The 16,787-nt window shown below is 69.0% G+C and carries 16 protein-coding genes; 5 read left to right on the forward strand and 11 right to left on the reverse strand.

Going from position 1 to position 16,787, the window contains the following annotated elements; genetic code table 11:
- Positions 1–429: 429 nt before the first annotated feature.
- Entirely contained in the window at positions 430–1,704 is a 1,275-nt protein-coding gene (tyrS, locus tag SK854_RS21940) for a tyrosine--tRNA ligase (protein ID WP_319976961.1), read from the reverse strand.
- A 409-nt stretch (positions 1,705–2,113) separates the two neighbouring features.
- Between tyrS and SK854_RS21945 the strand changes: the two genes are divergently transcribed.
- The gene (locus SK854_RS21945) at positions 2,114–2,512 is read left to right on the forward strand and encodes a hypothetical protein (RefSeq protein ID WP_319977833.1); all 399 of its coding nucleotides are present in this window, start codon (positions 2,114–2,116) and stop codon (positions 2,510–2,512) included.
- Between the two features lie 158 nt (positions 2,513–2,670).
- A complete protein-coding gene (locus tag SK854_RS21950) occupies positions 2,671–3,714 on the forward strand; it encodes a toll/interleukin-1 receptor domain-containing protein (protein ID WP_319976962.1) in 1,044 nt (347 codons plus the stop codon).
- Here the strand turns inward: SK854_RS21950 and SK854_RS21955 are convergent.
- Genes SK854_RS21955 through argC form a run of 9 tightly spaced genes read right to left on the reverse strand, consistent with a single transcriptional unit; the run spans position 3,706 to position 11,577 of the window.
- On the reverse strand, positions 3,706–4,308 hold the full coding sequence (locus SK854_RS21955; RefSeq protein WP_319976963.1) for a DNA-3-methyladenine glycosylase: 603 nt from the start codon (positions 4,306–4,308) through the stop codon (positions 3,706–3,708). The genes SK854_RS21950 and SK854_RS21955 overlap by 9 nt on opposite strands.
- Positions 4,298–5,689, reverse strand: a complete 1,392-nt coding sequence (gene argH / locus SK854_RS21960; RefSeq protein WP_319976964.1) for an argininosuccinate lyase — start codon at positions 5,687–5,689, stop codon at positions 4,298–4,300. The genes SK854_RS21955 and argH overlap by 11 nt, the downstream gene beginning before the upstream one ends.
- Before the next feature lie 12 nt (positions 5,690–5,701).
- Positions 5,702–5,968: an argininosuccinate synthase gene (locus SK854_RS48255; RefSeq protein ID WP_402904957.1), complete on the reverse strand. Its 267-nt coding sequence runs from the start codon at positions 5,966–5,968 to the stop codon at positions 5,702–5,704.
- On the reverse strand, positions 5,961–6,446 hold the full coding sequence (locus SK854_RS21970) for an arginine repressor (protein WP_319976965.1): 486 nt from the start codon (positions 6,444–6,446) through the stop codon (positions 5,961–5,963). The genes SK854_RS48255 and SK854_RS21970 overlap by 8 nt, the downstream gene beginning before the upstream one ends.
- Positions 6,443–7,375, reverse strand: a complete 933-nt coding sequence (gene argF / locus SK854_RS21975; protein ID WP_319976966.1) for an ornithine carbamoyltransferase — start codon at positions 7,373–7,375, stop codon at positions 6,443–6,445. The genes SK854_RS21970 and argF overlap by 4 nt, the downstream gene beginning before the upstream one ends.
- On the reverse strand, positions 7,372–8,505 hold the full coding sequence (locus tag SK854_RS21980; protein ID WP_319977834.1) for an acetylornithine transaminase: 1,134 nt from the start codon (positions 8,503–8,505) through the stop codon (positions 7,372–7,374). The genes argF and SK854_RS21980 overlap by 4 nt, the downstream gene beginning before the upstream one ends.
- 20 nt (positions 8,506–8,525) lie before the next feature.
- Positions 8,526–9,398, reverse strand: a complete 873-nt coding sequence (gene argB, locus SK854_RS21985) for an acetylglutamate kinase (protein ID WP_319976967.1) — start codon at positions 9,396–9,398, stop codon at positions 8,526–8,528.
- Positions 9,395–10,567 (reverse strand): bifunctional glutamate N-acetyltransferase/amino-acid acetyltransferase ArgJ, encoded by a 1,173-nt coding sequence (gene argJ / locus SK854_RS21990; RefSeq protein ID WP_319976968.1) that lies wholly within the window; start codon positions 10,565–10,567, stop codon positions 9,395–9,397. Before argJ ends, argB begins: the two co-directional genes overlap by 4 nt.
- Positions 10,564–11,577 (reverse strand): N-acetyl-gamma-glutamyl-phosphate reductase, encoded by a 1,014-nt coding sequence (argC, locus tag SK854_RS21995; protein WP_319976969.1) that lies wholly within the window; start codon positions 11,575–11,577, stop codon positions 10,564–10,566. The genes argJ and argC overlap by 4 nt, the downstream gene beginning before the upstream one ends.
- Positions 11,578–11,694: 117 nt before the next feature.
- Here argC and SK854_RS22000 point away from each other — a divergent pair, with 117 nt between their 5' ends.
- The 3 genes from SK854_RS22000 to SK854_RS22010 are packed head-to-tail and all read left to right on the forward strand — an operon-like array spanning position 11,695 to position 15,312.
- Positions 11,695–13,191 (forward strand): sensor histidine kinase, encoded by a 1,497-nt coding sequence (locus tag SK854_RS22000; RefSeq protein WP_319976970.1) that lies wholly within the window; start codon positions 11,695–11,697, stop codon positions 13,189–13,191.
- Positions 13,188–14,660 (forward strand): sensor histidine kinase, encoded by a 1,473-nt coding sequence (locus SK854_RS22005; protein WP_319976971.1) that lies wholly within the window; start codon positions 13,188–13,190, stop codon positions 14,658–14,660. The genes SK854_RS22000 and SK854_RS22005 overlap by 4 nt, the downstream gene beginning before the upstream one ends.
- A gap of 10 nt (positions 14,661–14,670) precedes the next feature.
- The gene (locus SK854_RS22010) at positions 14,671–15,312 is read left to right on the forward strand and encodes a response regulator transcription factor (protein ID WP_319976972.1); all 642 of its coding nucleotides are present in this window, start codon (positions 14,671–14,673) and stop codon (positions 15,310–15,312) included.
- On the opposite strand, the gene sthA is transcribed toward SK854_RS22010, so the two are convergent.
- Positions 15,313–16,728, reverse strand: a complete 1,416-nt coding sequence (gene sthA / locus SK854_RS22015) for a Si-specific NAD(P)(+) transhydrogenase (protein ID WP_319976973.1) — start codon at positions 16,726–16,728, stop codon at positions 15,313–15,315.
- Positions 16,729–16,787: the final 59 nt, after the last annotated feature.

Genomic DNA, 16,787 nt, shown 5'->3' on the forward strand with positions numbered 1-16,787 from the left:
CTAGTCTCACAGAGAGACGTCGCTTCCGGGGCTGTGTCGTACTTAAGCTTTGTGGTTGAAACTTCCGACGCCCTTGGCCTCTGAGCTCAGAAGAGCTACCGGCTGGGTCTTCGTCGTTTCCAGATCACCCACTCTACCACAGTCCGTGGAAGCTTGGTTCGTGATCTGTGTCGCGCTCCGTTCCGGTGTTCCCGGCCCGTTCCTCGCTGACATGGAGAAAGTTACACGCACGCCAACTGGGGGTCAAATCGGGGGCAACCCAGCCGCCCGCGATTGAGAAATCGCAGGTCAGCAGCCCCGCACAGGACCCTCCGGTCACGCTATCGCAGGGCAAACCCGTGCACACTGTGACCGCGATCACATCAAGAAAGACCGAAGGCCGTCGGTCCCGAGTGGGACCGACGGCCTTCTACGACCAGAACGTGCAGGTCAGAGCTCTACCTGGACACTGGCGTTGTTGCGCTTGCCGCGACGGAGCACCAGCCACTTGCCGTGGAGCAGGTCCGACGGCGCCGGCTTCCACTCCTCGTCGGTCACCTTCGCGTTGTTCACGTAGGCACCGCCCTCGTTGACCGTCCGCCGTGCGGCACCCCGGCTGTCCGCCAGGCCCGACGCGATCAGCAGGTCGACGATCGTGGGCTCGTCCGCGAGCCGCACCTGTCCCTTGGGCGCCTCGGCCAGTGCCGCCTCCAGCACCGACGCGTCCAGGTCGCGCAGCTCACCCCGGCCGAACAGCGCCGACGACGCGAGGATGACCTGCTGCGTCGCGCGTTCTCCGTGGACCAGGTCGGTGAACTCCTGCGCGAGCCGCTTCTGCGCGGCACGCTGGTGCGGCGCCTCCGCGGTCTGCTTCTCCAGCTCGTCCAGCTCCTCACGGGTGAGGAACGTGAACAGGCGCAGGTAGTTCAGCACCGTGACGTCGTCGGCGTTCACGAAGTACTGGTACCAGGCGTACGGCGACGTCATCTCCGGGTCCAGCCACAGGTTGCCGCCACCGGTGGACTTGCCGAACTTGCGGCCCTCGGCGTCGGTGACCAGCGGCGCGGTCAGCGCGTGCACGTGCCTGCCCTCGACCCGGCGGATCAGGTCGACGCCGCCGACGATGTTGCCCCACTGGTCCGAGCCCCCGACCTGCAGCGCGGTTCCGTACCTGCGGTTCAGCTCCAGGTAGTCGTTCGACTGCAGCAGCAGGTAGCTGAACTCGGTGTACGACATGCCGTCGCCCTCGAGGCGGCGCTTCACCGTCTCCCGCGACAGCATGACGTTGATCGAGAAGTGCTTGCCGACGTCGCGCAGGAACTCCAGCGCGCTGATCTGGCCCGTCCAGTTGAGGTTGTTCTCGACGACGGCACCCGTGGGCGAGTCGTCGAAGTCCACGAACCGCTCCAGCTGGCCGCGGATGCGCTCGGCCCACTCGGCGACGGTGTCCAGCGAGTTCAGCGTGCGCTCACCGCTGTCGCGCGGGTCGCCGATCATGCCCGTGGCGCCACCCGCCATGACGATCGGCCGGTGCCCCGCCCTCTGGAAGCGCCGCAGCATGAGCAGCGGGACCATGTTGCCGGCGTGCAGCGACTTCGCGGTCGGGTCGAAACCGCAGTAGAGGGTGAGCGGGCCGGCGTCCAGGTCCTTCCGGAGTGCGTCGAGGTCGGTGGACGTCGCGATCAGGCCGCGCCAGGACAGTTCGTCAAGGATGTGCTCGCTCACGCCGCTCATTCTCCCCTACCTGCCCAAACCGAATTCGAGGTGCCTACCTGAGCAGCAGGGCGGTGCGCGCTTCGCCGTGGCCGGTGGCCCGGTGCAACGCGAGTGCGCGGTCGCCACACGCGAGTGTCTGGGGCCTCGGCGAGCACGTCTTCGGCCAGGATCCACGTCGTGGCCGCCCAGCCGGACGTGGCAGGCGACGAAGCCGGTGACCTCGGCACAACCGGTGTTCGCGTCACGTGCGAGCCTCATGGCTTGGCCGAGGCGCAGGCGTGGGGCGGACACTGCCGCGGCGGCCTGGGCAACTTCTGGGCATCAGCTGGGGAAACGGGTTTCGACGTGCTACCCGGGCGGGAAGTCCATCGACATGACGGACCCACGTGATGCGGAGTTACGCCGGCCGACCGAGCACATGCCTCGCGTGAACGAGCCGGTTGTCGAGGAGCAGGTCGTCGAGCGCGACAACGACTACCGCAGGGTGCGGACGGTGCGGACCGTCTGTGCGGTCATTGACGTCGTGTGCTGGACATTCGCCATCGTGCTGTTGGTGCACATCTTCCTGGTGATCGCGGGTGCGAACGCCGGCAACGGGTTCTTCCAGTTCGTCGCGGGGTGGGCGGACGGCATCACCCTCGGCCTGGACGGTCTGTTCACGCCGGAGAACGCGTCCGTGGCCACGCTGCTCAACGAGGGCCTGGCCGCGCTGCTGTGGCTGGTCATCGGTGGTCTGCTGACCGCGCTGATCACCCGCATCGCGCTGCCGGTCGGACATCGGCGCGCCTGGTACCGCAGGACTACGACCGTTCGCTGACGAAGCGGCGCGGCAGCTCCACGCCAAGGCTTTCGGCCCAGTCGAGAGCCTTGGCGAGTGAGCGTCCGCCGATGAGGAACTCGAGCGCGTAGCAGGTCAGACAGCGCAGCTTCTCGGCGTTGTCCCCAAGACGTCGAATGGACCCGTACCTTAGCCCGGTGGCCGAGTACGAATTCGACGTCGCCCCTTCGTTCGCCGAGCAGGACCGCGCCCAGGTCGAGCCGATCGTGCGCCGCCTGGCAGAGCTCGGCGTCAAGGTCTACTACGACGAGGACCAGCTGGTCACGCGGTGGGGCCTCGACCTGATCGAGCACACCACGGAGACGTTGACGCACAAGGTTCGCTACGTGCTGATGTTCGCCTCACGGCACTACGTCGAGCACAAGTGGGCACGGCATGAACGCCGTACCGCGCAAGCACGGGCGTTGGAGCAGCAGAACGACTACGTGCTGCCGATCAAGCTCGACGACACCGAGGTGCCCGGTCTGTTGTCCAGCATCGGGTTCCTGGACCTGCGCGTGCACGAACCCGAGGTGATCGCGCAGTCCGTCGTGCAGAAGCTCGCGCAACACCGCGCCGAGTTCACCTCGACGACGCCCATCACGCCCCAGTCGGTGGCCGCGCTGGTGCGGGAGAAGCCGCGCGGCTGGGAATACCTGCTCTACGCGACCGTTGTGGCGCAAGGACTTGCCGAGCTGCAGCAGAAGTACCGCGAACACTTCCTGCGCTACTCGCCGCGCAACGGGACCGTCGAGCACGGCAACGGGATCGACCTGATCCGGGACCGCAACGTGCTGCTGAGCGAGATCATCAAGGTGGCGGTGGAGTCGGTCTTCACCGCGGACACCCAGGAGGCCGCGTTCGGCAGGGCCGGCGAGGCGGGGGACGCGGACCAGATCGTGCACCTCGGCGAGCTGTTCGTGCGGACGTTCGACGAGATCCTCGACTGGGCGCGGGGCATCCACGGGACCAGTTACGCGAACGAGCAGGCCCGTGCCGCGGCTAGGGTGCAGGCGCGGTTCGCCGACCGGCAGCTGGAGGCGATGCACGGGGTCGCGCGGGATCTGCGCGAGGTGGCGGACACTCTGGTCGAGCGGTTGACGGCCGGGGAGCGGATCGACATGACGGTGCCGCTGGTGTTCGAGGTGGAGCCTGCCCTGGAGCTGGAGTTCAAGGCCGCGCTGGACAGGCTGTCACGCTGACGGGCGGCGTTTGCCGCCTCTCTTGTAGGTCGACACGGCCGGAGAGTCGATCCAGAACCGCCACGGCACGTCCATCGCCACGGCGACACCGACGCGTGGGCCGGCGAACACCTTCGTAGCCGGTTCGCCCGCATAGAGACGCACGGGCGAGTCAGCGGACGTCAGGTCGAGGCCGTTCTGCGTGCGATCGAGCCCGAGGACCTTGCACAGCCGTGCAGGGCCCTTGGCCAGCTCGGCGGCGGAACGGGAGGCCGGGCGGCGAGAGAACGCGATGTCCTCACCGGAGACCACCTCGCCCGCGCGCAACAAGACGGCGCCGGGGACTCCGTCGGTCAGAGACACGACGTTCGCGCAGAAGTGCATGCCGTAGACGAAGTAGACGTACAGGAAGCCGGCCGGGCCGAACATGACCTCGTTGCGCGGGGTCTTGCCGCGGTAGCAGTGGGAGGCCGGGTCGTCGCCGCCCCGGTAGGCCTCCACCTCGACGATGCGCACCCGCACGCCGCCTGCCTCCAGGAACGAACCGAGGAGGAGCTGGGCGGCATCGACCGGGTCGATGGCCAGCTCCTCCCTGGTCAGGAGCCTAGAACTCACGTGCGGAAGCAGCCTTCGCGACGAGTGCGTCCAGCTGTTCGCGGACGCGTGCGGGGGCCGTGCCGCCGTGGGCGTCGCGCGACGCGATGGAGCCTTCGACGGTCAGCACCGAGCGGACCTCGGAGGTCAGGGCGGGCGAGATCGCGAGGAACTCGTCGTCGGTCAGGTCCTCCAGACCGACGCCGCGGGACTCGGCCGCGCGGACGCACGCGCCGGCTGCCTCGTGGGCCACGCGGAACGGAACGCCTTGGCGCACAAGCCATTCCGCGATGTCCGTGGCCAGGGTGAAGCCGGCCGGAGCGAGCGAGGCCATCCGGGCGACGTCGAAACGAAGAGTCGCCACCATGCCCGCGAAGGCCGGGAGCAGGAGTTCCAGCTGCTCGACCGAGTCGAACAGGGGCTCCTTGTCCTCCTGCAGGTCGCGGTTGTACGCGAGTGGCTGGGCCTTCAGGGTCGCCAGGAGCCCGGCGAGGTTGCCGATCAGGCGGCCCGACTTGCCGCGCGCGAGTTCGGCGACGTCCGGGTTCTTCTTCTGCGGCATGATCGAGCTGCCGGTGGACCAGGCGTCGTCGAGCACCGCGAACCGGAACTCGGCGGTGGTCCAGATGATGATCTCCTCGGCGACGCGGGAGAGGTTCACGCTGATCATGGCCAGCACGAACGCGATCTCGGCGGCGAAGTCGCGGGACGCGGTGCCGTCGATCGAGTTCTCCACCGGGGCGTAGAAGCCCAGGTCGGCGGCCACCTTCGCGGGGTCCAGGCCGAGAGAGGAACCAGCGAGAGCACCCGAGCCGTACGGGGAGAACGCGGCGCGCTTGTCCCAGTCGTGCAGGCGGTCGACGTCGCGCAGAAGCGAGTGCGCGTGTGCCAGCAGGTGGTGCGACAGCAGCACGGGCTGTGCGGACTGCAGGTGCGTGCGGCCCGGCATGACGGCACCGAAGTGCGTCTCGGACTGCTGAGCCAACGCGTCGACGACGTCCAGCACACCGGCGGCCACACGGCGAGCCGCGTCGCGCAGCCACATGCGGAACAGCGTGGCGACCTGGTCGTTGCGGGAACGGCCGGCGCGCAGCTTGCCGCCCAGCTCGGTGCCGGCGCGGTCGATCAGGCCTCGCTCCAGGGCCGTGTGGACGTCCTCGTCCTCCAGCACCGGGGTGAAGGCGCCGGACTCGACGTCGGCGAGCAGCTCGTCGAGCGCCTTCTGCATGCCGGCGAGCTCTTCGTCCGTCAACAGACCGGCCGCGTGCAGCACACGGGCGTGCGCGCGCGAGCCCGCGATGTCGTACGGCGCGAGCCGCCAGTCGAAGTGCGTCGACAGCGACAGCCGTGCCATCGCCTCGGCCGGTCCCGACTCGAACCGGCCACCCCACAAAGAACTCATCACACGCAACTTTCAGCTGGCGAAGTCGTAAAGCGATTCTTCCGAACGGGCGACGAGACCGACCACGCGCCCCTGGTACAGCGCGACGTCGACCTCGCCGGAACCCGACGGCAAAGCCATCCGTGCGACCCGCACCGCGACCGAGCCCAGGCTCGACCGCACGACGCCGGCACGGAAGTTGAGCTCGCGGACGGCCTCGGCGACGGAGACGGTCTCGCCGTCCACCGCCACCGGCACACCCGCGTCGAACGTCAGAACGGCGTGCACGGGCTCATTCATCGACGGAACCCGAGGCCAGCGCGGTGATCCGGTCGGAGAGCTCGGCGCCGGTCATCGGTTCGCGGGCCACGACCAGGATCGTGTCGTCACCCGCGATCGTGCCGACGACCTCGTGCAACGCCGCGCGGTCCAGCGCGGAGGCCAGGAACTGCGCGGCGCCGGGAGGAGTGCGCAGCACCGCGAGGTTGCCGGAGAAGTCCGTCGACACCAGCAGCTCGGCCAGCACGCGGACCAGGCGCGTGGTCCCGCCCTGCACGCCGCGCACGGGGCTGCCGTCCTCGGGGATCACGTAGACCGGCGCACCGCCGTCAGGACCGCGCAGCTTGACCGCGCCCAGCTCGTCGAGGTCGCGTGACAACGTGGCCTGCGTGACGTCGATGCCTTCCGCCGCCAGCAGTTTCGCGAGCTCGGACTGGCTGCGGACGGCACGCTGCGCCACCATCTCGACGATGCGGCCCTGACGGGCGGTGCGGGTCATGACGACTGCTCCAGCAACCACACGAGCAACGCCTTCTGCGCGTGCAGCCGATTCTCGGCCTCCTGCCACACCAGCGACTGCGGGCCGTCGAGCACGTCGTCGGTGATCTCCCAGCCGCGGTGCGCGGGCAGGCAGTGCAGCACCGTCGAGTCCGGCTTGCCCGTCGCTTCCAGCAAGGAAGCGTTCACCTGGTACGGGCGGAACGGGCCGACGCGGTCCTTGCCGTCGTTCTCCTGCCCCATCGACGTCCAGGTGTCGGTGACGAGCACGTCCGACCCGTCGACCGACTCACGCGGGTCGCTGATCAACGCCACCGAACCACCGGTCTCGGCGGCGCGCTTCTTGGCGTCCTCCAGGAACTGCGGGTTCGGCACGAATCCCTTCGGCGCGCCGATGCGGACGTGCATACCGGCCGTGGCACCGCCGAGCAGCAGCGAGTGCGCCATGTTGTTGGCGCCGTCGCCCAGGTACGTGAGCGTCAGACCGGCCAGCTTGCCGTAACGGCGGCGGATCGTCTGCAGGTCCGCGAGCACCTGGCACGGGTGGAACTCGTCGGTCAGCGCGTTCACCACGGGAATGCGCGACACGGAGGCCATCGCCTCCATGCGGGCCTGCGCGAACGTCCGCCACACCACGGCGTCGACGTACCCGGACAGGATCCGCGAGGTGTCCTCGATGGTCTCCTCGCGGCCCAGCTGCATCGACCGGCCGTCGATGATCACCGGGTTGCCGCCGAGCTGCGCGATGCCGACCTCGAACGACAACCGGGTGCGCGTGGAGTTCTTCTCGAAGATCACCGCGACGGACTTGGGGCCCGCCAACGGCTTCGCGGTGAACCGGTCCGCCTTGTAGGTGTCCGCGAGGTCGAGCACCGCGGCCTGCTCCGAAGTGGACAGGTCGTCGTCGCGAAGGAAGTGCCGCAAAGTCACTGCGTCTCCTCGAAGAAGGTGGGAAGCGCGGCGACGAAGGCCTGCGCGTCGGACTCTTCCAGAACCAGGGGCGGTGCGAGCCGCAGCACGTCGGGCTGGATCGGGTTGATCAGGTAACCGGCCTTCTGCGCGGCCGCCGCGGCCTTCGCCGAGACCTTCTCGCGCAGCATGATGCCGAGCAGCAGGCCTGCTCCCCGGACACCGGAGATCGCCGGGTGGTGCAACGCCTCCACGCCCGCGGCGATCTCCTTGCCCACGGACGAGACGTGCTCCAGCAGGCCTTCCGAGGCGATCGTGTCGAGCACCGCGAGTCCGGCGGCGCAGCACACCGGGTTGCCGCCGTAGGTCGTGCCGTGGTGGCCGGGCTTGAACAGCTCCGCCGCCGCGCCGAAACCGATCGTGGCGCCCAGCGGCAGACCGCCACCGATGCCCTTGGCGAGCGTCATGACGTCCGGCACGATCCCGGCCTGCTGGAACGCGAACCACGTGCCGAGGCGGCCGATGCCGGTCTGCACCTCGTCGAGGATGAACAGCGCGCCGTGCTCGGAGGTGATCCGGCGGACCTCCTGCAGGTAACCGGCAGGAGGCACCATGACGCCCTGCTCGCCCTGGATCGGTTCGACGATGAACGCCGCCGTGTCGTCGTCGATCGCGGCCTCAAGTGCTGCCACGTCACCGAACGGAACGTGCGAGACACCGGGCACGAGCGGTTCGAACGGCGCGCGCTTCGGTTCCTGGCCGGTGAGCGTCAGCGCGCCCATCGTGCGGCCGTGGAACCCGCCGAGCGTGGAGACGATCTTCGTGCGGCCGGTGAGGCGCGCCATCTTCAGCGCCGCCTCGTTGGCCTCGGCGCCGGAGTTGCAGAAGAAGACCTTGCCGGGCTCCCCCGCGAGGTCCAGCAGGCGTTCGGCGAGCTTCAGCGCGGGCTCGTTCACGTACAGGTTGCCGGTGTGGCCGAGCTTCGCGATCTGCGTCGAGACCGCCTCGACGATCGCCGGGTGCGCGTGGCCAAGAGCGTTGACCGCGAGGCCGGTCAGCAGGTCGACGTAACGGTTTCCGTCGGCGTCCCAGACGTGTGCGCCCTCACCGCGCTCCAGCTGCAGCGAAGGTGTGCCGTAGTTGTCCATCATGGACTGTTGCCACCGCGAGGTCACTTGTTGTCCCCCAAGACCATCGTTCCGACACCTTCAGTGGTGAAGACCTCCAGCAGAACGCTGTGGGCCAGCCTGCCGTCGATCACGTGCGCCTGCGGGACGCCGCCGCGCACCGCGCGCAGGCAGGCCTCCATCTTCGGCACCATGCCGCTTTCCAGGTCCGGCAGGATCTTCTCCAGCTCGGCCGCCTGGATCTGGTTCAGCAGCGACGAGCGGTCCGGCCAGTTCGCGTACAGGCCCTCGACGTCGGTCAGCACGACGAGCTTCTCCGCGCCGAGAGCGACCGCGAGAGCGCCTGCCGCCGTGTCCGCGTTCACGTTGTGCGGCACGCCGTGGATGTCCGGTGCGACCGACGACACGACCGGGATGCGGCCCGCACGCACGATGTCGAGCACCGCGTCCGGGTTGACCTCGGTGATGTCGCCGACGAGACCGATGTCGACCTCTTCGCCGTCCACCAGAGCACCACGCCTGGTAGCGGTGAACAGGTGTGCGTCCTCGCCGGAGATGCCGACGGCGTAAGGACCGTGCTGGTTGATCAGGCCGACGAGCTCACGGCCGACCTGGCCGACCAGGACCATCCGCACGACGTCCATGGCTTCCGGCGTCGTGACGCGCAGGCCGCCGCGGAACTCGCTGTGGATGCCGAGCTTGTCGAGCATCGACTTGATCTGCGGGCCGCCGCCGTGCACGACGACCGGGCGCAGGCCGCACAGCCGCAGGAACACCATGTCCTCGGCGAACGCCTTCTTCAGTTCGTCGTCGATCATGGCGTTGCCGCCGTACTTGACGACCACGAGCGCGCCGCGGAAACGCTCCAGCCACGGCAGCGCTTCTACGAGGACCGCCGCTTTTTCTTGTGCGTTCATGAGGAGTAAGCGCTGTTCTCTTCGACGTAGTCGTGGGACAGGTCCGTGGTCAGCACGGTGGCTTCGGCGTCACCGACGTTGAGGTCGATGACGATCTCGACGTCACGGCCCGACAGGTCGGCCTCGCTGCGGTCGCGGTCGCGGGTTCCGTTGCGGTAGAGCGACACTCCGTTGATCAGGATCTGCAAGACGTCCGGGTCGATCTCGGCGTCCGCGCGGCCCAGCGCCATCGCGATGCGGCCCCAGTTCGGGTCGCTGCCGAAGAGCGCGGTCTTCACCAGGTTGTCCTCGGCGACCGTCCGTCCGATGTGGACGGCCTCGGCCTCGGTGGCGGCCTGCTTGACGGTGATGCTGATCTCCTTCGTCACACCCTCGGCGTCGCCCTGCAGCTGCTTGACCAGGTCACCCGCGACCTCGGTCAGCAACGCGGTGAAGTCCTCGAACGTCGGCTCGACACCCGAAGCACCGGAGGCCAGAACCAGCACGGTGTCGTTGGTGGACGTGCCGCCGTCGACGTCGAGGCGGTCGAACGTCCTCGACGTGGCCAGGCGCAGCGCCTTGTCCAGCGAGTCGCCGGAGATCTTGGCGTCGGTGGTGATGACCGACAGCATCGTGGCCATGTTCGGGGCGAGCATGCCCGCGCCCTTCACGAACCCGCCGACGGACCAGCCCTGCTCGGAGGCCTTCCACGACTGCTTCGGGCGGCTGTCCGTGGTCATCACGCCGGTGGCGGCGTTGAGCCCGGCCTCCACCGAGGAGTCCAGCTCCTTCGCGACGTTCTCGACGCCGGTCAGGATCTTGTCCATCGGGAGGCGCTCACCGATCAGGCCGGTCGAGCAGACCGCGACGTCGACGGCGCCGGTGCCGAGCACCTCGGCGACCTTCTCCGCGGTGGCGTGGGTGTCCTGGAAACCCTCGGGGCCGGTGCACGCGTTGGCGCCGCCGGAGTTGAGCACGACCGCGGTGAGGCGTCGGGACTGCACCACCTGCTGCGACCACAACACCGGTGCGGCCTTCACCTTGTTCGTGGTGAAGACACCCGCGGCGGCGTCGGAAGGCCCGTCGTTCACGACGAGCGTGAGGTCGAGCGCGCCGGATTCCTTGATTCCGGCGGCGATCCCGGCGGCCCGGAAGCCCTGGGGTCCGGTGACGCCCTTGTTGCGGTTCACGGAGCGACTCCAACGGTCGAGAGGCCGGTCGTTTCCGGCAGTCCGAGAGCGAGGTTCATGCACTGGACAGCGGCACCGGCGGTGCCCTTGGCCAGGTTGTCGACGGCGGCCACGACCACGAGCCTGCCCAGGTCGGAGTCGACGGTGACTTGCAGCTGGACGGCGTTCGAGCCGAGAACGGCCTTCGTCGTCGGCCAGAAGCCTTCGGGCAGGAGGTGCACGAACGGCTCGTCCGCGTACGCCTTCTCGTAGGCCTCGCGAACGTTTGCGGTGTCCTTGAGCTGGGCAGAACAGGTGGCCAGGATGCCCCGCGACATCGGCACGAGCACGGGCGTGAAGCTGACCTTGATCGGACGGCCCGCCGCCGCTGAGAGGTTCTGGGTGATCTCGGGCGTGTGCCGGTGCGCGCCGCCGACGCCGTACGCACTGGCCGACCCCATGACCTCGGAGCCGAGCAGGTTCGCCTTCAACGACTTGCCCGCGCCGGACGTGCCCGACACGGCGACGATGACGACCTCGTCCTCGATCAGGTCCACGGCCGGAGCCAACGCCAGCGAGGACACCGTCGGGTAGCAGCCCGGAACGGCCACGCGGCGTGCGCCCACGAGCGCGTCCCGCTGGTTGGGAAGCTCGGGAAGCCCGTACGGCCAGGTGCCCGCGTGCTCGCCGCCGTACCACCGCTTCCAGTCGTCGGCGCTGGTCAGCCGGTGATCGGCGCCGCAGTCGATCACGACGGTGTCGTCGCCGAGTTGCTCGGCCAGCGCGGCTGAGTGACCGTGGGGAAGTGCGAGGAACACCACGTCGTGGCCCTTGAGAGTCTCGACTGTGGTGTCTTGTAGCTGTCGGTCCGCGAGCGGCAGGAGGTGCGGCTGGTGCTTGAACAGCCTGTCGCCGGCGCTGCTGTTGGCCGTCAGCGCGCCGATCTCGATGTCCGGATGGCCGAGTAGCAGGCGGAGCAGCTCGCCACCCGCGTACCCGCTGGCGCCCGCGACCGCGATCCTCACTGTCATGCGCATGATTATGCACGGTCATGCAAACTCACTCAACAGGAGCGTGGCCACCTGGCCACCCGATCGGGGCCACCTGGCGCTGTGGGGCGCCGAACGCGGTCGACCATGATGATCCGCGTGAACGTGAAGGTGCGCGACGGGTTGTGGGCGGCGGGCGCCCTCCTGTTGGCGCTGGTGACGCTGTTCGCGCCGCTCGGCAGGCCCGTCCACTGGTGGCTGATCGTGGCGTCCGCGCTGTGGGCGGCCGCGCTGGTGCCGATCAGCGCGCGCTGGCCGCGGTGGGCGATCGTCCTCACCTCTCCCCTCAACGGCGTGAACAACCTGCTCGCCATCGCCCCGACGTCGCTCGTCGTCTTCCGCTCTGCCCGGTCGGTCCGTTCACAGGGACAGCTGTGGGCGCTGGTCGGTGTCACCGCGGTGCTGCAGGCGGCGTTCGGCGGCCTGCACGCGTGGCGTGCCGGGGACAGCTTCACCGAGTACCTGCTCGGCACGCTGTTCTCGGTCTTCTTCCTGCTCGTCTTCCCCGCCGTGTCCGGGGCGCTGATCGGGCGGCGCAAGCCGTTGACGCAGGTCCTGATGGAGCGCAACGACTACTTGGAGCACGCGCGCGCGTTGACTGCGAGCACCGCGAGGTCGGCCACGCGCGCACACATCGCGAGCGAGATGCACGACATGCTCAGCCACCGGCTCCGGCAGCTGACCGCGCACGCGGGCGCGCTGGAGCATTCGGCTGCCGAGCAAGCTCCTGAACTGCGCGAACAGGTCGAACTGATCCGCAAGACGTCCGCGGTCGCGATGGAGGAACTGCGGGAGATCCTCGGCGTCCTCGGTGCGTCCACCGAACACGCCGAGGACGCCGGCACGCGCGCGGACGTCGAACGGCTCGTGGCCGCGTCTGCCGCGGCAGGCCTCACCGTTCACCTCGACTGGACGGGCTCCGATCTCGCCGATGCCGACGCACGACTGCGCAGAGCGGTGCATCGGGTCGTGCGTGAAGCACTCACGAACGTGCACAAACACGCGCCGTCAGCCCGCACGCTCGTGTCCGTGGCGGTCGCCGACCGGGTGCGGGTCGAGGTCGTCAACGGTCCCAGCGGCGAGCCTCGGGGTGCCGGTACGCGCCGCGGGCTCATCGGGCTGGAGGAACGTGTCGGGCTGATCGGCGGGTCGTTCCTCGCGGAGGTGCCCACCGGCGCGGGGTTCCGGGTGACGGCCACCCTGCCGCTGCACCCGGTCGTGCAGGAGGAGACCGGGGCCGCGAGTGCCGTGACGGAGGCGCCGCCGCCGATCACCGCCGAGATCCTGACCGTGCCGCGCGTGGTCGGCAGCGGGTGCCTGGCCACGCTCTCGCTCGTCCCGGCGCTCGGCACGGCGTTCGTGCTGCTCGTCGTCGCGATCTTCGGCCGCGGCGAGATCACCCGGCAGGAGTTCGACGCGTTCCAGCCGTCGGTGACGCACGAGCAGGAGGTCACCGAGACGTACGGCTTCGGTGTGCTCTCGGACCACGGCGGGTGCTTCCGCTACCACGTGAAGGACACCGCCGACCGCGACTTCGAGCTCTGCTTCGACCGGGAGTCGGGTCTGATGACCTCGAAGAAGGAGCTCGCCCGATGAGGTTCGTCTGGCCGGCGCTCGCGTTCCTGGTGGGCCTGGTGCCGTTGATCGCCCCGCTGGCCCCGGTCCCCCACCCGGCGCTGACCGTCGGGACCGCGCTGTGGATCGCGGCTCTCGTGTGGCTCGCTCCACGCAAACCCGAGTGGGCGCTGCTGCTCACCGGACCGCTCTTCGCCGTGAACAACCTGTGGGCGCAGGCCATCACGACGTTCGTGGTCTTCACCGCGTGCCGTCGCGTCATGCCCCTGAAGCGCTTGTGGGCGTTGCTCGGGATCATGACGGTGCTTCAGTCCGCGTTCAGCCTGCTCCAGGAGAGCTACCAGAGCATGCCGTTCTGGGAGGCCGTGGCCGGCGCGGTCATCGGTTCGGTGTTCTTCGTGCTGTTCCCCGCCGTCTCCGGCATGCTGCTCGGCCGCCGCAGGCCAATGGTCCGGCTGCTGCAGGAACGCAACGAGTACCTCGAACGCGCCCGTGCGCTGACCGCCGCGTCGGCCCGTTCCGAGGAACGCGCGCACATCGCCGGCGAGATGCACGACATGCTCGGGCACCGGCTCAGCCTGATCTCCATCCACGCCGGGGCGCTGGAGCTCACGACCGCCCGCAAGGCCCCTCAACTGCACGAACAGGCCGAGCTGATCCGCACCACGTCGTCGCTCGCGATGGCCGAACTGCGCGAGATCCTCGGCGTGCTGCGGACGAACCCCGAACCCGAGTCGCTCGACGAGGACACCGGCACCCGTTCCGACATCGCCGCGCTGGTCGAGACGTCCGGACTCGCCGCGTCCCTCGACTGGTCCGGCGAAGACCTGCACGGCGCCGACTCCCGCACCCGCCGCGCGGTGCACCGGGTGGTCCGCGAGGCTCTGACCAACGTCGCCAAGCACGCGCCGTCCGCCCGGACGCGGGTGCAGGTCGCGGTCCAGGGCGGCCGGGCCCGCATCCAGGTGCTGAACGGCCCGTCACCGGCGACTCCCGGCAAGGGCACCCGGCGCGGTCTGATCGGCCTGGAGGAACGCGTCGGGCTGCTCGGCGGCTCGTTCAGCGCTGGCCCGCCGGTCGAGGGCGGTTTCCGGGTGGCGGCGGACGTGCCACTGCACCCGCCGGCCCAGGCCGACCAGGCCAGTTCCGAGGTCGCCGAGATACCCCCGCCGCTCGCCGCCGAGGTCCTGACCGTGCCGCGCGTGCTGGGTGGCGGCTGCCTCGGGTTGCTGGCGTTGCTGCCGATCGCGGGCGCGTTGCTCGTGCTGCTGCTCTTCGCGTTGCTCAACCCGACGCAGATGAACGCGCCGTACTTCGACTCGCTGAAGGTGGGCGTCACCGACGAGGGGGACATCTACGACCAGTTCGGCGTCGGGCAGCTCGGCGTGGACGGCTGCTCGCGGTTCCGGACGTCGCACAACCCGGACCTGCAGTACAAGCTGTGCTTCCGGGACGGCAAGTTGTCCTCGAAGGTCCAGGAGCGCCCGTAGGCTGGCCGGCGTGATCCGAGTTCTCATCGCCGACGACGAAACGCTCATGCGGGCCGGCATCCGGCTGATCCTGGAGAACGACCCGGAGATCACCGTGGTGGCCGAGGCGAGCGACGGCAGGCAGGCCGTCGAGCTGACCCTCAAGCACGCGGTCGACGTCGCGTTGCTCGACATCCGCATGCCCGGCGGCGACGGCCTCAAGGCCGCCGAGCAGATCGCGTCGAGGGTCAGCGTCGTCATGCTCACGACGTTCGGCGAGGACTCCTACGTGGCCCAGGCCCTCAAGGTCGGCGCGACCGGGTTCCTGCTCAAGGACACCCCGCCGCAGGAGCTGATCAACGCCGTCCGCAAGGCCGCGCGGGGCGAACCGATCCTCGCCCCGCAGATCACCAAGCGCCTGATCGAGAAGCACCTGCTCGCGCCGAACGACGGGTCGGACGCGCGACGCAAGATCGACGCGCTCACCGACACCGAACGCAATGTGCTCAGGCTCGTGGGCGAGGGACTGTCCAACACCGAGATCGGCGAGCAGCTCTTCATGGCGACCGGCACGGTGAAGGCGCACATCAGCCGGATCCTGCCCAAGCTGGAGTGCGCCAACCGCGTGCAGGCCGCCATCGTGGCCCACGACGCCGGGCTCACCCGGTCGTGATCACCGGGTCGTGAAGCGGTCCAGCGCGCGGATCTTGTTCGTGGCGTCCAGGGCCGCGATCTTGTAGGCCTCGGACAGCGTCGGGTAGTTGAAGACCGTGTCGACCAGGTAGTCGACCGTGCCACCACAGCCCATCACGGCCTGGCCGATGTGCACGAGGTCCGTGGCGCCGGTGCCGAACACGTGCACGCCGAGGATCTTGCGGTCCACAGTGGACACCAGCAGCTTCAGCATGCCGTACGCGTCGCCGATGATCTGGCCGCGCGCGAGTTCGCGGTAGCGGGAGATGCCCACCTCGTACGGCACCGCGGACGAGGTGAGCTCGGTTTCCGTCGCGCCGCAGTACGAGATCTCCGGGATCGTGTAGATGCCGATGGGCTGCAACGCCGTCAGGTCGTGCACCGGCTCGCCGAACGCGTGGTACGCGGCCAGGCGGCCCTGGTCCATCGACGTCGCGGCCAGCGCCGGGAAGCCGATCACGTCACCGACGGCGTAGATGTGCTCGACGGGCGTGCGGTAGTGCTCGTCGACGCTCAGCCGGCCGCGGTTGTCCGCTTCCAGCCCGGCGGCGGCGAGGTCCAGTTTCTCGGTGGTGCCCTGCCGGCCCGCGGAGTACATGACGGCGGAGGCCGGGATGCGCTTGCCGGACGCCAGCGTCGTGATGGTGCCGCCCTGCGACACCTCGACGTTCACGACCTTCTCGCCGAAGCGGAACGTCACGGCCTGGTCGCGCAGGTGGAACTTCAGCGACTCGACGATCTCCGGGTCGCAGAAGTCGAGCATCTTCTCGCGCTGCTCCACGACCGTGACGCGGGTGCCGAGGGCCGCGAACATCGACGCGTACTCGATGCCGATCACGCCCGCACCGACCACGACCAGCGACGACGGGATCTCGGTGAGCGCGAAGACCTCGTCGGAGTCGAGGATCCGTTCCTCGTCGAAGTCCACGACGGACGGGCGGGCCGGTGTCGTGCCCGTCGCGATGACGATGAACTCGCCGCTGATCGTGGTGTGGTCGCCGCGGTGGGCCCCGTCCACCGTCACGGTGTGCTCGTCCACGAACCGGCCGAAGCCGTTCAGCAGATCGATGCCGTTGCGGTGCAGCTGCGCGCGCACGACCTGCACCTCACGGCCGATCACGTGCTGCGTGCGAGCCATCAGGTCGTTGATGGTGATGTCCTGCTTGACGCGGTAGCTCGCGCCGTACAGCTCGCGCTGGCTCATGCCCGTCAGGAACATGACGGCTTCGCGCAGCGTCTTCGACGGGATCGTTCCCGTGTTCGCGCAGACACCGCCGACCATCTCCTGCTTGTCGATGATCGCTACGCGCTTGCCCAGTTTCGCACCCGCGATCGCCGCCTTCTGGCCACCAGGGCCAGAGCCGATGACGATCAGGTCGTAGTCGTACGGCGTCATGGTCGTCAGCCTACTAAGACGGATTCGATTCCACCCCCGAACGAAATATGAACCTTGCG

This window comes from Lentzea sokolovensis, assembly GCF_033949975.1.
Taxonomy (GTDB): domain Bacteria; phylum Actinomycetota; class Actinomycetes; order Mycobacteriales; family Pseudonocardiaceae; genus Lentzea; species Lentzea sokolovensis.

What these genes read in the sequence shown, in the direction of transcription:
- SK854_RS21945 (WP_319977833.1), top strand. Translation starts at nt 2,114, where the DNA reads ATGCCTCGCGTGAACGAGCCGGTTGTCGAGGAGCAGGTCGTCGAGCGC.
- argH (WP_319976964.1), bottom strand. Translation starts at nt 5,689, where the DNA reads ATGAGTTCTTTGTGGGGTGGCCGGTTCGAGTCGGGACCGGCCGAGGCG.
- SK854_RS48255 (WP_402904957.1), bottom strand. Translation starts at nt 5,968, where the DNA reads ATGAATGAGCCCGTGCACGCCGTTCTGACGTTCGACGCGGGTGTGCCG.
- SK854_RS21970 (WP_319976965.1), bottom strand. Translation starts at nt 6,446, where the DNA reads ATGACCCGCACCGCCCGTCAGGGCCGCATCGTCGAGATGGTGGCGCAG.
- SK854_RS21980 (WP_319977834.1), bottom strand. Translation starts at nt 8,505, where the DNA reads ATGATGGACAACTACGGCACACCTTCGCTGCAGCTGGAGCGCGGTGAG.
- argB (WP_319976967.1), bottom strand. Translation starts at nt 9,398, where the DNA reads ATGAACGCACAAGAAAAAGCGGCGGTCCTCGTAGAAGCGCTGCCGTGG.
- argC (WP_319976969.1), bottom strand. Translation starts at nt 11,577, where the DNA reads ATGACAGTGAGGATCGCGGTCGCGGGCGCCAGCGGGTACGCGGGTGGC.
- SK854_RS22005 (WP_319976971.1), top strand. Translation starts at nt 13,188, where the DNA reads ATGAGGTTCGTCTGGCCGGCGCTCGCGTTCCTGGTGGGCCTGGTGCCG.
- sthA (WP_319976973.1), bottom strand. Translation starts at nt 16,728, where the DNA reads ATGACGCCGTACGACTACGACCTGATCGTCATCGGCTCTGGCCCTGGT.